Origin of the sequence: Glycomyces lechevalierae, from assembly GCF_027622945.1 — a bacterium.
In the GTDB taxonomy this organism is placed as follows: domain Bacteria; phylum Actinomycetota; class Actinomycetes; order Mycobacteriales; family Micromonosporaceae; genus Glycomyces; species Glycomyces rutgersensis.
This window is the reverse complement of record NZ_JAPZVQ010000010.1, coordinates 157,623-173,111: the sequence shown is the minus strand read 5'-3', so window position 1 is coordinate 173,111 and position 15,489 is coordinate 157,623. Positions and strand designations below refer to the sequence as shown.

Sequence of the window (15,489 nt, the reverse complement as noted above, 5' to 3'; positions counted from 1 at the left end):
GACGAACGCGAGCGGGCCGCTCCCCCACCGGGAGCGGCCCGCTCGCTCGTATGTCCTTACGCCGCTTCGAGGTCCAGGCGGTCGGACGCCTGGCGCTTCAGCGCGGCCTCGACCAGGCCCGCGAACAGCGGGTGCGGGCGGGTCGGGCGCGACTTCAGCTCCGGGTGGGCCTGGGTCGCGATGTAGTACGGGTGCACGTCCCGGTCGAGCTCGATGAACTCGACGAGGCGGCCGTCGGGCGACAGGCCCGAGATCACGAAGCCGGACTTCACCAGCTGGTCGCGGTAGGCGTTGTTCACCTCATAGCGGTGGCGGTGGCGCTCGTTGACCTCGGTCGCGCCGTAGACCTCGGCCGCGATCGAGCCCTCGGCGAGCTGCGCCGGGTAGGTGCCCAGCCGCATCGTGCCGCCCATGTCGCCGCGCCCGGCCACGATGTCCGTCTGGTCGGCCATCGTGGAGATGACCAGGTGCTCGGCCTCGCCGTCGAACTCCTCGGAGTTCGCGCCCACGAGCCCGGCGACCTCGCGCAGGCCCTCGATCGCCATGCACTGCATGCCGAGACACAGGCCCAGCGTCGGAACGAGCCGCGTGCGCGACCACGTCAGCGCCTGCAGCTTCCCGGGCACGCCCCGGTCGCCGAAGCCGCCCGGGATCACCACGGCGTCGACCCCGGCCAGCGCCTTCGCGGTGCCTTCAGGGGTGACGCACTCGTCGGAGACGACCCAGCGGAGCTTGATCTTCGCGCGGTTCGCGAAGCCGGCCGCGCTCAGCGCCTCGACCACGGACTTGTACGCGTCCGGCAGCTCGACGTACTTGCCGACGATCGCGACCTCGACGGTCGCGACGGGGTTGTGCACGCGGTCGAGCAGGTCGTCCCAGCTCGTCCAGTCGACGTCGCGGAACGGCAGGTCGAGCTTGCGGACCACATAGGCGTCCAGGCCCTCGGCGTGGAGGGTCTTCGGGATCTCGTAGATCGACTTCGAGTCCGGCGCGGAGACGACCGCCGCGTCGTCCACGTCGCAGAACCCGGCGATCTTGCTCTTCAGCCCGTCCGGCAGCGGCCGGTCGGAGCGGCACACGATCGCGTCGGGCTGGATGCCGATGCTGCGGAGCTGCGCCACGGAGTGCTGCGTCGGCTTCGTCTTCATCTCCGAGGACGCGGCCAGGTACGGCACGAGCGACACGTGGAGGAAGAAGCAGTTGTCCCGGCCGATGTCGTGCCGGTACTGGCGGATCGCCTCGAGGAACGGCAGGGACTCGATGTCGCCGACGGTGCCGCCGACCTCGGTGATCACGACGTCCGGGACGCGGCCGGTCTCGGGATCCGGGTCGGCCATGGCCGCGAGGCGGGCCTTGATCTCGTTGGTGATGTGCGGGATGACCTGCACGGTCGCGCCGAGGTAGTCCCCCCGGCGCTCCTTGGCGATGACGTCGGAGTACACCTGGCCGGTGGTCACGTTCGCGTGCTTGGAGAGGTTGCGGTCGAGGAACCGCTCGTAGTTGCCGATGTCGAGGTCGGTCTCGCCGCCGTCGTCGGTGACGAACACCTCCCCGTGCTCGTACGGGTTCATGGTGCCGGGGTCGACGTTGAGGTAGGGGTCGATCTTCTGCATCACCACGTACAGGCCGCGCGCGGTCAGCAGATTGCCGAGACTGGCGGCGGTCATGCCCTTGCCCAGTGCGGAGGTGACTCCACCGGTGACGAAGAGGTGCTTCGTGGAACGGATCTGACCATTAGCGGCGCTGGCCAAGGCGGACTCCCGTGATGTTCGTGGCGAACGAGCTGCTAAGGCTGTGCCCATTGTCCGAGTCGCAAGCTTCGTCGGACGCAGCCGGTGGATCGCATCATCCACGGGATTCCACACTAACACTTTCACCGTCGTTTTCCTCATCGACCCACGACGGTGCGTCGACGATCATGTCCGAGTACTGGCCGTCCTTCACGTGCGCGCGGGCGAGCACGCGGTGACTCATGATGACCGCCAAGGGAACCATGACGGCGAGGGCCGAGCCGAGGCTCATGAGGCCCTTGCCGAGGAGGAGGCCCGCGATGGCGGAGCCGGCGACGGCGGCCGAGAACGCGGCGCGCAGCGGCGGGTAGAGGCCCCAGGCGCGGCGCAGGCCGCCGCCCGGACGCAGCAGGATCAGCCAGCAGTAGGCGCCGGCCATGATGGTGAGCACGCTCAGCGGGGAGGTGAAGACCGCCACGATGTTCGAGCCGACGCCGGAGGCGATGACGCCGTTCGTGTCGCCGAGGACGTCGCCGAGGAACGAGCCGAGCTCGCCGCGTTCGGCGACCGGGCGCTGGTAGTCGATCCACATGAGGCCGAACAGGACCGCGACGCCGGCGAGGCCGGACCACGCGAAGCGCTGGAAGGTGACCCAGCCGCCGGTGGCGAGGGCGGCCGCGAGGCAGGTGCCGACGATGATGGCCACGGCCGCGGGGACGGAGTCGCCGAGGAACCCGGCCGAGACGATGAGGACGCCGATGCAGCCGATCCCGGCCATGACCGGGGACTGGAAGCGGCGCGGGAGCCGCCACGAGACGGCCGCGGCGAGCAGCCACAGCGAGGCGATGAACATGCCGGTGGCGACCGGCCCGAGCTCGTTCGACGCGGAGTCGGCCACGGTGTAGTCGCCGAGGAGGGTCCCGAGCGGGTCCTCGGTGTGCAGGAGCATCGCGAGGACGGTCACGATGATGCCGAAGGCGGAGACGGTGACCATGAGGCTCGCGGGGCCGTGGCGGCCGGGCAGGCCGATCGCGATGAACGCGCAGACGACGGCGATGCCGAGGGCCGTGAGCGGCCCGACGATGCCCGGGTGCGCGGCCGACCACCAGCCGAAGAAGTCCGCGAGGATCGCGGCGGCCACGAACAGGGCGCACACGAGCGCCGAGACGATGTTCAGGCGCATGAGCCACAGCGGCGGCGGTTTCACGCCGGGCTGGCCGGCGCTGCGCAGCAGGTGCAGCAGCGGCCAGGCGACGAAGGTCAGGGCGAGGAACAGGAGCACCTGGAGCCACTGGGTGGCCGGGGCGGCGACGGACGCGGCCATGAGCCGCGTGTCGGTGTCGTCGAACACCGCTTGGCGGTCCTCATAGGACAGCGAGTCCTCGGCGGCGCCGGCGGCCGTGCCCGTCACGGTGTCCGGCAGGGGCGCGTCCAGGAGCGTCAGGATCGTCGCGGTCAGGTCGGTGAGGCGCAGGTACCCGGGCCGCTCGGCGGGCAGGTCGAGGAGGTTGTGGCCGTCCTCGTCGCCGAAGTTCGCGACCGTGGCGAGCAGCCGGTTCGGTTCGGCCACTTGGCTGATGCCCGAGATGATGAACGCCGAGTCCTCGCCCCGGGCGGCGTCGAGCTCGCCCACGGTGGCGTCGAGGTCGGCGAGCGCGTCGGCCCGCGAGCCGGTCTCCATCGGCAGGATGCCGCCGTCGACGACGGTGAGCGGGCATTCGGCCAGGGCGTCGGTCAGCTCGTCGCCCTCGGGCAGGCCGGCCGAGTAGGCGCTGACGCGGCCGACCGAGTTCGCGGTCGCGTACGCCGCGCCGGGGCCGACCGCGGTCGCGCACGTGGTCCCGGCCGCGAGCGTGCCGAGCTGCGTGCCCTGGTCGAGGTCGCGGTTGAGGGTGACGAGGTCCTTCATGTCCTCCACGGTCGCGGCGCCGTCCTCGACCTTGATCTGGTCGGAGAACACCGGCTCGCACGACGAGCCCTGCCCGTACGGGTCGCTCACGGCGGAAGCGCCCGCCGAGAGGGTGAGCCAGCCGTCGAGGGCGCAGGTGAAGCTGCGGCCCGAGTTGGTGTTCAGTTCCGCGAGGGAGCCGTCCGCGGCCAGCGCGGCGAGGTTCGGGGTCGTCTCGGTGTCGATGTCGGTCCAGGTCAGACCGTTGACGCCGAGGAGCACGACGGAGTCGACGGTCTCGGGCAGCGACTCCTCGCCGTCCTCGGGGAGGAGCTGGAAGGCCGCGAGCGCCGCGAGGACGGCGACGCCGAACCAGGCCCCGATCGGGCCCAGGTTCTCGGCGATGCCGCGGGCGATCGCCTTGCGGGCTTTGCGGGTCAGTCGCCCGGCATCGAGTTTTCGCGACACGGCGGCGCTATCTTCCCGTCAGTTCCAGGTAGAGCGCGTCGAGGGCGTCGAGCATCTGGGCCTCGTCGGGCCAGGTGGCGGCCCGGGCGAGGCTCTTCTCCCCGTAGGAGGCGAGGAGCGCGGGGTCGTCGACGAGTTCGCGCACGGTCCGGTCGAGGCCGTCCACGTCGCCGACCTCGAAGTACGCGGCGGCGTCGCCCACGAGCTCGGGGATGCCGCCGGTGCGGGTGGTCACGAGCGGCACGCCGGCCTGCATGACCTCCTGCGCGAACAGCTGCCGGGCCTCCCACTGGCTGGAGATGACGGCGAGGTCGGCGGCGGCGAGGAGGTCGGCGACGTCGGTGCGGTGGCCGAGGAGGCGCACGTCGGCGCCGGAGGAGTCGATGAGTCCTTGCAGCCGTTCGCGTTCGGGCCCGTCCCCGGCGATCGCGACGACCGGCCGGCGGTCGAGTTCGCTCCAGCGGCGCGCGGCGGCGATGAGCGTGTCGTAGTCCTTCTGCGGGTGGAGGCGGCCGACCGAGAGCAGCAGCGGGCGGTCACCGATGCCGAGCTCGGCACGGACGGCCCCGGCGTCGCTCACGGCGACGCGCGGCGGGGCCGCGACGGGCGCGAGGCGCGCGTCGCGGGCGCCGAGGTCGACCAGGTGCTCGTGGAGGTCGGAAGAGGCCGCGAGCGCGACGTCGACCCCGCGCGCGAGGCGCTTCTCGATCTCGTCGGAGACGCGCCGCTTGATTCCGGACGTGATGAGCTGGTTGTGCCAGGTCGTGACAAGCGCCGCGCCGGTGGGGCGGGCCGCGAGCGCGGTGATCCCGGCGGTGAGGCCGTGGGCGTGCACGAGGTCGACGCCGCGACCTGTGATGCCCCGCAAGGCGTTCCGTGCCGCCCACCAGGCGAGCGGCAGCTCAGGCGAGGGCTTGGCGGTGATCGGCGCGGACGCGAAGCGGGCGCCTCGCGCGCGGAAGCCGAACCGCTCCTCGGTCTCGGGCGGGCCGACGACCAGGACGGCGTCACCGCGAGCGACGAGGCCGGCCGCGAGCGACGCTACGTGCGTCCCGATGCCGCCGGTCGAGGGGCCGAGCACCAGGGCGATACGGCGATGGCTCACTTGTCTGCTCCACTGCGTTGTTCGGGTTCGTGCCCTTCGGGCGCTTGGCCTTCGGGCGCGCTGTCGTCGGTCGCACTGTCTTCGGGTTGTTCAGACGATCGGATTATGCCAGCGCGTCGCAGGACCGGGCGCACGACACCGGATCCGCCGATGAGCGCGGCGAGCCCGAGGTAGACGACGCCCGTCGCGGCGCCGACGACGACGCCTTGGAAGAGGGCCGAGTAGAACGAGTCGGCGTGGCCCCACAGGGCGAGGAGTTCGCGCGCCGCGAGGACGGCGACGACCGAAGCCGCGACGGTCGCGAGCGCGGCGCGGGGGATCCCGGCGAGGCTGGCCGCGCCGGTGTGGCGGGCGATCGCGGCGGTGAGCGCGAGGCCGATGACGGTCATGCCGATGGACCAGGCGATGGCAAGCGCGAGCGTGCGGTCTTCGAGCGGCATGGTGTTCGAGAGGACGATCGCGGCGACGGCTGCGGCGGCCCAGCCGATCGAGGTCGCTCCGGCGGCGTACTTGTTACGGCCGATGGCGTAGAGGCCGCGGGAGTAGATCGCGAAGACGGAGTAGCCGAAGAGGCCGAAGGCGAGGCCGGTGAGAGTGCCTTGGATCTGGATCTGGGTGTTGGCGCTGTTGTCGGCGGACACGGATGAGAGCACGGTTGCGATCGGCTCGGCGAGCCCCGCGAGCGCGGCGACGCCGAGGCCGGAGAGGAGGAGGATCGCGCGGCCGGTCTGGGAGAGGCGATGCTGGTAGCGGTCGTTTTCGCCGAGCGAGAACGCTTCGGCCAGCACGGGGTAGGCGGCGGTGGCGAGCGGGACGGCGAGGATCGCCCACGGCAGGAGGAAGAAGGTCTGCGAGACGGTGAAGACCGCTACGGCGCCCGGGTCGGAGCCGCCGTTGGCGAGCCGGATGAGCAGGGCCTGGCACAGCTGCTGGGCGCCGACGGTGATGGCCCCGGCGATGGCGAGGGACTTCAGGCCGGCGGCGACGTGGGTGTCGAGGCGCCAGGCGGGCCGCAGGTGCAGGCCCAGGCCGCGCAGCGGGAAGATGAGGCAGCCGGCGAGGACGGCGACGCCGCAGGTGGTGCCGAGGGCGAGGAACACGATCTCGCCTTGGCCGAGCTGCTCGACCTTGTCTTCGCGCCCGGACATCGCGCCGTAGATGACGTAGACGAGGGCCATCACGACGCTGGAGAGCAGCGGCGCGAGGGCGGGCCAGGCGAAGCGGCGGTGGGACTGCAGGATGCCGGTGAGGACGACCGCGACGCCGTAGAGCGGGATCTGGGGGGCGAAGAGGACCAGCATCTCGGTGGCCGCGTCGATCGTCGCTTCCCTGGTGGCCGGGTCGTCGATCGCGGCGTTGTCCGGCATGAGCAGGACGATGATCGGGCGCGCAAAGGCCGCCACGAGCAGGCCGGCGGGGATGAGGATTGTCAAGGCCCAGGTCATCAGGGCCGAGGCGATGTGGCCGACCTGCTTGGGGTCGTTCCTCGCGAGGGGGGCGGCGAGCAGCGGGATGACGAGGGCGGCGAGCGCGCCGCCGGCGACGAGCTCGAAGATGATGTTCGGGATGCTGTTGGCGGTCTGGTACGCGGTACCGAGGGTTCCGAGGCCGATGGCCCACGTGAACACCATCGTGCGGCCGAATCCGGCCAGGCGGGAGGCGACGGTGATCGCACCGATGACCGAGGCGGCACGACCGACTTCGCGTCGGGTCTCGGTCAAGACTTCGTCCGACCCAGCTCGTCCAACTCCCGCAGCACGGGCGTCTCGGCGATCACTTTCGTGAAGCTCACTTTTTCGGAGGCGGCGATGAGGGCGGCGACGCCGGCGAGGGCGACGTGGCGGCCGATCATGCCGGTGCGGGCGATGTAGGCGAGGCCGAGGAGGGCGCCGAGGGCGTTCGCACCGCCGTCGCCGAGCATGGTCTTGCCGTCGAGGTCTTCGGCCATCGCGGCGCCTGCGGCGGCCGAGACGGCGAGCGCGGTGTTCGCGCCGCCCGCCGCAGTGCGGCGGCGGGACTTCTCGCCCGCCGGGCGGGAGAGGGGCGCGGAGACGAGGGTGACGACCTTGAGCGCGCGGCCGGGCCGGAGGTCGAACAGGTTGACGACGTTCGCGGCCCCGGCGATGACGCCGCCGCCGACGCCGACGTTCCAGAGGCGGCGGATGAGCGGGCGGCGCTCGTCGGTGAGTTCGCCGTTCTGCAGGTCGATGAGGGCGGCGGAGGCGATCCCGGCGGTGGAGATGCCGAGGACCTTGATGAGCCCGGCGCTCATGCGGCCCTTGAGGAGTGCTCCGACGTGGCCTTTGAAGCCCTTGGCCTTCTCGCCCTTGGCGTCGGCGATGTCGTCGTAGAGGCCGACCGCTCCGGCGGTGAGCCCGGCGGTCGCGGCCGCGGCGGCGTACGCCGGGGAGTTCGCCCCGAGGACGGCTCCGGCGGTGGCGCCCACGGTGACCCCGGGGCCTTCGGCCAGGGAGACGGTGTCGCCCTTGTGGTTGACCCGTTCCAGTTCGGCCGCCCACTTGGAGCGGCGTACGGCGCTGATCGCGGCGATCGTGCCCCCCGCGGCGAGACCTCCGATGAAGGCCCGCCCTACCGTGCGCGTTAGCTGGCTCATGGGCGCGATACTAGGCCGCGTCGGGAAGCAGCCCTGAAGCGCCCTCCCCCGTGCCCAGATGATCCACGGTGCTGGTGTTGATGTAGTCGGCGAGCGCGGCGACCGCGGCGATCTGCCCCTGGGTGAGGGCGACGTTGTCGGTGGTGGCCACCGTGTCCGAGTTCTCGGCGCGGATCGTCCTGATCGGGTTGCCGTCGCCGGTGTCGGTCGTGGCCGCGTAGACGGTGGGGTCGTCGGCGGCGAAGGCGTTGGTGAACGCGACCATGCCGGCGTTGCGGTCGGCCGCGTTGGAGTCGGTGAAGCCGGGTCCCGCCAGGATGAGGACGCCGTCGGCGACGCCGGTCGGCTGGGTCTCGACGGTGAGCATGCCCAGGTCGTTCAGGCCGGTGGTGACGGTGGTGATGTCGCCAGGGGTGATCGCGACGGTCGCTCCGGCGGCCTCGCCGGTGGTGACGGCGGCGAGCACGTAGCTCATCGCGGTCACGCCGTCGTAGGTGACGGGCGTGGTGACGGTGTCGGGCGTGGTGGTCTCGGCGAGGTCGCCGAGCTCGGCGGCCCGGTCGGGGTCGAAGTAGTCGTCGAGGATCGAGAGGCGGCCCGAGACGGTCGCGCCGGCGTATCCGAGCATGTCGACCGTGCCGTCCACATACGTCGGGTCGGCGCCGGGGAGGGCGATGACGAGGATGTTCTTGGCGGTGAGCTGCCCGGCGAGGTAGGACGGGGCGACGGCCTCGGCGAAGGCCTGGTCGTCCTGGAGGTCCCGCTCCATCTGCTCGGCCTGGTCCCGGAGCTGCTCGTTGCTGTCGCGCAGGCTCTGGATGTTGCTCTCGAACGCCTCGATGGCGGGGCCGTTGAGGGCGGCGGTGCCGAGGATGAGGCCCACGGTGAGGGCGAGGAACACCGCGGTGAGGCTCACCAGGTGGTAGCGGAAGTTGATCACGAGAACAGCCTTTGGATTTGGAAGAGCAGTCCGTCCCACCAGTCGGCGACGACGTCGACGAAGGAGCGGCCCACGGTCGAGATGGCCACGGCGGTGGCCATCGCGGCGAGCCCGGAGACGATGAGCAGGAGCAGGGCGGAGATCGACATGTCCTGGCGGTACAGGCGCGAGACGCCTTTGGCGTCGACGAGCTTGCCGCCCACGCGCAGTCGCGTGAGGAACGTGGAGGCCATGCCGCCGCGTCCCTTGTCGAGGAACTCGACCATGGTCACGTGCGTGCCGACGGCGCAGATGAGCTCGGCGCCCTTCTCGTCGGCCATGAGCATCGCGATGTCCTCGGAGGTGGCCGCGGCCGGGAACGGGATCGCGGGGACCCCGAGCTTGTCCATGCGCTCCATGCCGGGGGCGCGCCCGTCGGCGTAGGCGTGGACGACGATCTCGGCGCCGCAGCGCAGGGCGTCGTCCGAGACGGAGTCCATGTCGCCGACGATCATGTCCGGGGTGTACCCGGCTTCGAGGAGCGCGTCCGCGCCGCCGTCCACGCCGACGAGCACGGGCTTGAACTCGCGGATGTACGGGCGCAGGACGTCGATGTCCTCTTTGTAGTTGTAGCCGCGGATGACGATGAGCGCGTGGCGGCCGTTGAAGGAGGTCTTCACGTCGGGCACGCCGACGCCGTCGAGCAGGAGGTCCCGCTCGCGCTTCAAGTACTCCATCGTGTTGGCGGCGAACGCCTCGAGCTGGATCGAGAGGCCTTCCTTGGCGGCCTCCATGTCCGCGCCCACGGTCTCCTCGGTCTGGACCGCGCCTTCGGCGATGAGGTCGTCGCCCGAGAAGATCTGGCCCGCTTCGAGGTCCACGGAGACGGGCTTGCCTTCGCGGACGCGGTCGAAGATCTCGTCGCCGACGCCGTCGATGAGGACGATCCCGGCCTTGACGAGCACTTCGGGGCCGAGGTTCGGGTAGCGGCCCGAGATCGACTTCGAGGCGTTCACGACCACCGGGACGCCGGTGCCGACCAGAGTGTCGGCGGCGACCCGGTCGAGGTCGACGTGGTCGATGATGGCGATGTCGCCGGGTTCGAGCCGGCCGCACAGCCGCTTCGTGCGGCGGTCGAGGCGGGCGGTGCCGACCAGCCGATCATCGGAGGGGTCGCCCTCCGGGCTCCGCCCGGGCAAACGCAAGCTAGGTACACGCATCGTGCATCATCATGCCATCCGATCGCACACGCCGAGGCGACGGCACGCCGCAACGGCCCCCGCGAAACGCCCGCCGCTAGGACTTCATCTTCGCGGCCTCGGCAAGCAGTTCCTCGGCATGGGCCACACCCAGGTGGGAGTCGGGCATGCCGGCGAGCATGCGAGCAAGCTCACGTGCCCGCTCCGCGTCGTCGACCACGCGCACGCCCGAGACCGTGACGGCCCCGGAGGTGTCCTTCGAGACCACCAGGTGGCGGTCCGCGAACGCCGCGACCTGCGGCAGGTGGGTGACGACGAGGACCTGGTGGCGGCGGGCGAGCTTGGCGAGGCAGCGGCCGATCTCGATCGCGGCGCCGCCGCCGACCCCGGCGTCGACCTCGTCGAACACCAGGACGGGCGGGCCGCCGATCTCGGCGAAGACCACTTCGATCGCGAGCATCACTCGGGAGAGCTCACCGCCCGAGGCGCCCTTGTGCAGGGCGGCCGGGAGCGAGCCCGGGTGCGGGCGGAGCAGGAGTTCCACTTCATCGGCGCCGTCCTCGGTCGCGCCCGACACCGTCGTCTCCACGGCGAGGTCGACGCTGCCGCGCCCGGCCGGACGCGGCTCGACCGCGGCCGTGACCTCGGCGTGCGGCATCGCGAGGCCCTTGAGCTCGGCCGAGACCGAGGCGGAGAACCGATCGGCGGCGGCACGGCGCGAGGCCCGGAGCTGCGAGGCGAGCTCGGCGGCCCGCGCCGTGAGCTCCGCGTGCTGGGACTCGAGTTCGGCGACGCGCTCGTCGGAGACGTCGAGCTCGCCGAGGCGCTTGCTGGCGTTCTGGGCCCAGGCGAGGACGCCGGGCAGGTCTTCGGCGTACTTGCGGTACAGGGTCTTCATGGCCGCTTGGCGCTGGTAGATCTCCTCCAGGCGCTGCGGGTCGGCCGAGAGGTCGTCGAGGTACGCGGAGAGGTCCACGGCCGCTTCGGCGAGCAGCGCGCCGGCCTCAGCGAGGCGCTCGGCGAACTCGGCGAGCTTGGGATCGGCGTGCGCGTCGTGCTCGAGGGCGCGGGCGGCCGCGCCGACGGTGTCCGTCGCGCCGCCTTCGCCCGTGGCCGGGTCGCCGGTGATCGCGCCGTGCGCGGTGGCGGCGGCGAGGCGCAGGGCCTCGGCGTTCTCGAGGCGGCGGGCCTCTTCGGCGAGCTCGGCGTCCTCGCCCTCCTGCGGGTCGACGGCGGTGATCTCGTCGAGCCCGAGGCGCAGCATGTCCGCCTCGCGGGCCATCTCGCGGGCGCTGGTGCGCAGGCGGGACAGCTCGGCGGCGCAGGCCCCGAGTTCGTGGAAGACGGCCCGGTAGGCGTCGAGGACCTTGCCGTGGTCGGCCCCGGCGAAGCGGTCGAGCGCGGCCCGCTGCTCGGCGGGCTGCAGCAGGCGCATCTGGTCCGACTGGCCGTGCACCGAGATCGCCAGCTCGCCCAGTTCGGACAGCACGCCGACGGGCGCGGAACGGCCGCCGACCCAGGCCTTCGAGCGGCCCTCCGAGGACACGGAACGGGCGAGCAGCAGCTCGCCGTCCTCGAGGTCGGCACCGGCCTCGATGGCGCGTTCACGCAGTTCGAGCGCGCTCTCGCGCACGGCGAAGCGGCCCTCCACAAGGGTCTTTTCCGCACCGAGGGGGGCACGGGAGGCACGACCGCCGAACAGCAGACCCAGACCGGCGACGACCATGGTCTTACCGGCGCCGGTTTCACCGGTGATGCAGGTCAGGCCGGAATCGAGCGGCAAGGTGGCGTCAGCGATCACGCCCAGATTCTGGATGCGAAGCTCCTCCAACACGCTTCGAAGCCTAGCCGGTCCGTCCGACAATCGGCGCGTGGTGCGAACAGGGTCCGGCAGGCGGACCCGAGAGAGGCCGGAGCCGAGGCCGTTGGTTCGCTCGCAAAGCGGAAGGCCTCCCCGATACCGGTGTTGTATCTGCAAGGCCGACAACGCAACGAGCGCGCTGATGGACCGGGCAAGGGCCGTCCGGGTCCGCCTGCCGGACCCTAGATTCGGCCGTGACGCCAACCGTCAACGGGCAGAGAGAGTTTCGACACCAGTCGGGACGCGAAGGGCTGATCGGACATGCGCACCAGGCGCACCGGGCGGTCCGAGCGGCGGATCGTCACCGTCGCGCCGCACGTGAGCCGGGTGAGCTCCTTGCCGTCCGCGATGAGCGAGCCCTCGGTGCCGACCGATTCGACGCCGATGCGGATCACCGACGAGGAGTGCACGACCATCGGCTTCGCGAACAGGGCGTGCGCGTTCATGGGGACCACCACGAGGGCGTCCACATCGGGCCAGACCACCGGGCCGCCGGCGGACATCGCGTGCGCGGTCGAGCCGGTCGGCGAGGCCACGACGACCCCGTCGGAGCCGTAGCGGGAGATGCGGGTGCCGTCGATCTCGATGTACAGCTCCAGCATCCGCGCGGGCTCGGCCTTCTCCACCGCGATGTCGTTGAAGGCCCACGAGACGTGCTCCTCGCCGTCGGTGCCCATGGCCTCGACGGTGAGCGCGGTGCGCTCCTCGACGGTGTACTCGCCGTCCAGGAGGCGCGAGACGACGGTCTCGAGCTCGCCGGTCTCGGCCTCGGCGAGGAAGCCGACCTTGCCGAAGTTGACGCCGAGCAGCGGCACCTGGGACTCGCCGGCGAGCTTCGCGGCGCGCAGGACGGTGCCGTCGCCGCCGAGGGCGAGCACGAGGTCGGCGTTCTCGCCGTTCACCTCGTCGCCGACGACGAGCGCGTCGGCGCGCTGGAGCGAACGGGTCGCGCCGGAGCAGATCTTGACCGCGACGCCCTCGGCCTTGAGCGCGGCGGCGAGCTTCGCGGCGAGTTCGGCCACGTCCTCGCGAAGCGGATGCGTGACCACCAAGACACGGCTCGGCTTCTGCTGCGGCTCCACTCGAGCTCCTACTCAGACGGTTACAGGGCCTCGAACTGTACTCCAGGCGGGTTCACCGGCAGTACTGGAGAGCATACCGAGGATAACGCTTGCAGAAAGCGGTTCGGGGCGAAAGCCCTGTCCCCGGCTTCCCTTGGGAGGCAAGCCGCTCTGAGGTCTGGTCCGATGTGATCCGTTGCGGCACAATGGCTCCCCAACACCACCAGCGACCGAAGGAGACCCCCTTGACCACCCGCAGGCAACTGTTCGGCTACTCCGCGCTCACCGCCGCCGCGGCGGCCGGGCTCGCCACGGTCGGACCCCGTGCCGCCGCCGCGAACGGCGCGCACGTCCCCGCCGTCGTCATCGGCTCCGGCTACGGCGCCGCCGTCTCCGCGCTGCGCCTCGGCGAGGCCGGCATCACCACCACCGTGCTCGAGATGGGCCGCCTCTGGAACGAGCCGGGCGCGGACGGCAAGGTCTTCTGCACCATGACCGCCCCCGACGAGCGCAGCATGTGGTTCAAGCGCCGCACCGAAGCGCCCCTCTCGACCCTCCTGTGGCTCGACGTCGTCAACCGGAACATCGACCCGTACCCGGGCGTGCTCGACCGCATCAACTACGACGACATGTCCGTCTACGTCGGACGCGGCGTCGGCGGCGGCTCGCTCGTCAACGGCGGCATGGCCGTCGTGCCCCGCCGCGACTACTTCGAAGCGGTGCTCCCCGGCGTCGACGCGGCCGCGATGTACGACCGGTACTTCCCGCTCGCGCAGGCCGAACTCCAGGTCAACACCATCGACCCCGAGTTCTACGCGAAGACCGAGTACTACCGGTTCAGCCGCGTCGCCGCCGCGCAGGCCGAGGCCGCCGGGCTCAAGACGGTGTTCGTCCCGGACGTCTACGACTTCGACCACATGGAGCGCGAGGCCGCCGGCGACGCCGAGAAGTCCGCGCTCGGCGGCGAGGTCATCTACGGCAACAACCACGGCAAGATGAGCCTCGACAAGACCTACCTCGCGTCCGCGCTCGCCACGGGCAACGTCACGATCGCCTCGCGGCACCAGGTCACCGCGATCGAGATCGACGCGGACGGGAACTACGCGCTCACCGTCGAGCACCGCGACGACGCGAACGAGCTGATCGAGTCGAAGCGGCTCACCTGCCGCCACCTGTTCCTCGGCGCGGGCAGCCTCGGCACCACCGAACTGCTGCTGCGCGCCCGCGACACCGGCGCCCTCCCCGACCTCGACGAGGCCGTGGGCGCGGGCTGGGGCCCGAACGGGAACGTCATGACCGCCCGCGCCAACCACCTGTGGAACCCCACGGGCCTCAAGCAGTCCACGATCCCGGTCATGGGCATCGACGACTGGGACAACCCCGAGGCGCGCGTGTTCGCCGAGCTCGCGCCGCTCCCGGCGGGCATCGAGACGTGGATCAGCCTCTACCTGGCGATCACGGACAACCCCGAGCGCGGCCACTTCACGTACGACGCCGCGGCGGACAAGGCCGTCCTCAACTGGAGCCTCGAGCAGGCGCAGCCGGGCGTGGCGGCCGCCAAGTCCATGTTCGACCGCATCAACAGGAAGCACGGCACCTCGTACCGGTACGACCTGTTCGGCGACGACCGGGCCTTCGCGGACGACTTCTGCTACCACCCGCTCGGCGGCTGCGTCCTCGGCGAGGCCACGGACGCGTACGGCCGCCTCAACGGCTACGAGCGCCTGTACGCGACCGACTCCTCGCTCATCCCCGGATCGATCGGCGTGAACCCGCTCGTGACGATCACGGCGCTCGCGGAGCGGAACCTGGAGGCGATCCTCGCCGCCGACTTCGCTTAAGCGGGAACGCCGCAGGCCGCGTCGACGCCGGCGCGGTCGATCGGCTCGCCGCCGGTGACCATGCGGCAGAAGAACTCCACGTTCCCCTTCGGGCCGGGCAGCGGGCTCGCGGCCACCGCGGTGGTGGTCCAGCCGAGCTGTCCGGCCTTCTCGATGACGCCCCACACGGCGTCGGCGCGCTGGGCCGGGTCGCCCACGACCCCGCCCGCGCCGACCTGGCCCTTGCCGACCTCGAACTGCGGCTTGACCATCGGCAGCATCATGCCCTCGGGCTTCGTGCACGCGGCCAGCGCGGGCAGGACGAGTTCGAGGGAGATGAACGAGAGGTCCCCCACGGTCAGGTCGACCGGGCCGCCGAGCTGCTCGGGGGTGAGGTGGCGGACGTTGGTGCGGTCGTGGACGACGACGCGCTCGTCGGTCTGGAGCTTCCAGGCGAGCTGGCCGTAGCCGACGTCGACGGCGAGCACTTCGGCGGCGCCGCGGCGCAGCAGGACGTCCGTGAAGCCGCCGGTGGAGGCCCCTGCGTCGAGGACGCGCAGGCCCTTCGGGTCGACGTCGAAGGCGTCGAGGGCGCCGATGAGCTTGTGGGCGCCGCGGGAGACGTAGTCGTCGACGTCGCCGACGAGGCGGATCGAGTCGTCGCCGGTGACGCTCGTGGCGGGCTTGGTGGCGGGGATGCCGCGCAGGTGGATGCGGCCGGCCGCGATGAGTTCGCGGGCGTGCTCGCGGGAGCGGGCGATCTTGCGGCGCACGAGTTCGGCGTCGAGTCGGTAGCGCGTCGGCATGGCGCGGGTCAGGTGCTC

At 71.5% G+C, this 15,489-nt stretch carries 11 protein-coding genes; 1 reads left to right on the top strand and 10 read right to left on the bottom strand.

Translation table 11 applies throughout. The features are described from left to right. Positions 1–56: 56 nt before the first annotated feature. The 9 genes from O2L01_RS16785 to O2L01_RS16745 all read right to left on the bottom strand — a co-directional run bounded on the left by O2L01_RS16785 (position 57) and on the right by O2L01_RS16745 (position 12,866). Positions 57–1,802 (bottom strand): CTP synthase, encoded by a 1,746-nt coding sequence (locus O2L01_RS16785; protein ID WP_374727649.1) that lies wholly within the window; start codon positions 1,800–1,802, stop codon positions 57–59. Positions 1,803–1,845: 43 nt separating this feature from the next. Then, positions 1,846–4,086, bottom strand: a complete 2,241-nt coding sequence (locus O2L01_RS16780) for a hypothetical protein (RefSeq protein ID WP_270123131.1) — start codon at positions 4,084–4,086, stop codon at positions 1,846–1,848. Positions 4,087–4,093: 7 nt separating this feature from the next. Further along, complete coding sequence (locus O2L01_RS16775; protein WP_270123130.1) at positions 4,094–5,191, bottom strand: glycosyltransferase family 4 protein; 1,098 nt, start codon at positions 5,189–5,191, stop codon at positions 4,094–4,096. After that, positions 5,188–6,912, bottom strand: coding sequence for a murein biosynthesis integral membrane protein MurJ (murJ, locus tag O2L01_RS16770; protein ID WP_270123129.1), 1,725 nt, complete (start codon positions 6,910–6,912; stop codon positions 5,188–5,190). The genes O2L01_RS16775 and murJ overlap by 4 nt, the downstream gene beginning before the upstream one ends. Next, positions 6,909–7,805, bottom strand: a complete 897-nt coding sequence (locus tag O2L01_RS16765) for a hypothetical protein (protein ID WP_270123128.1) — start codon at positions 7,803–7,805, stop codon at positions 6,909–6,911. Before O2L01_RS16765 ends, murJ begins: the two co-directional genes overlap by 4 nt. Positions 7,806–7,815: 10 nt before the next feature. Then, positions 7,816–8,745, bottom strand: coding sequence for a copper transporter (locus O2L01_RS16760; RefSeq protein WP_270123126.1), 930 nt, complete (start codon positions 8,743–8,745; stop codon positions 7,816–7,818). After that, positions 8,742–9,944, bottom strand: coding sequence for a putative cytokinetic ring protein SteA (gene steA / locus O2L01_RS16755; protein WP_270123125.1), 1,203 nt, complete (start codon positions 9,942–9,944; stop codon positions 8,742–8,744). The genes O2L01_RS16760 and steA overlap by 4 nt, the downstream gene beginning before the upstream one ends. Before the next feature lie 76 nt (positions 9,945–10,020). Further along, complete coding sequence (gene recN / locus O2L01_RS16750) at positions 10,021–11,757, bottom strand: DNA repair protein RecN (protein WP_270123124.1); 1,737 nt, start codon at positions 11,755–11,757, stop codon at positions 10,021–10,023. 209 nt (positions 11,758–11,966) lie between these two features. After that, positions 11,967–12,866 carry an NAD kinase gene (locus O2L01_RS16745; protein ID WP_270123123.1) on the bottom strand — a complete coding sequence of 300 codons (900 nt, stop codon included), beginning with the start codon at positions 12,864–12,866 and terminating at the stop codon, positions 11,967–11,969. 185 nt (positions 12,867–13,051) lie between these two features. Between O2L01_RS16745 and O2L01_RS16740 the strand changes: the two genes are divergently transcribed. After that, positions 13,052–14,686: a GMC oxidoreductase gene (locus O2L01_RS16740; protein WP_344468933.1), complete on the top strand. Its 1,635-nt coding sequence runs from the start codon at positions 13,052–13,054 to the stop codon at positions 14,684–14,686. Here O2L01_RS16740 and O2L01_RS16735 read toward each other — a convergent pair. After that, the gene (locus tag O2L01_RS16735) at positions 14,683–15,471 is read right to left on the bottom strand and encodes a TlyA family RNA methyltransferase (RefSeq protein ID WP_270123121.1); all 789 of its coding nucleotides are present in this window, start codon (positions 15,469–15,471) and stop codon (positions 14,683–14,685) included. The two genes, O2L01_RS16740 and O2L01_RS16735, sit on opposite strands and share 4 nt — an antisense overlap. Positions 15,472–15,489 lie beyond the last annotated feature (18 nt).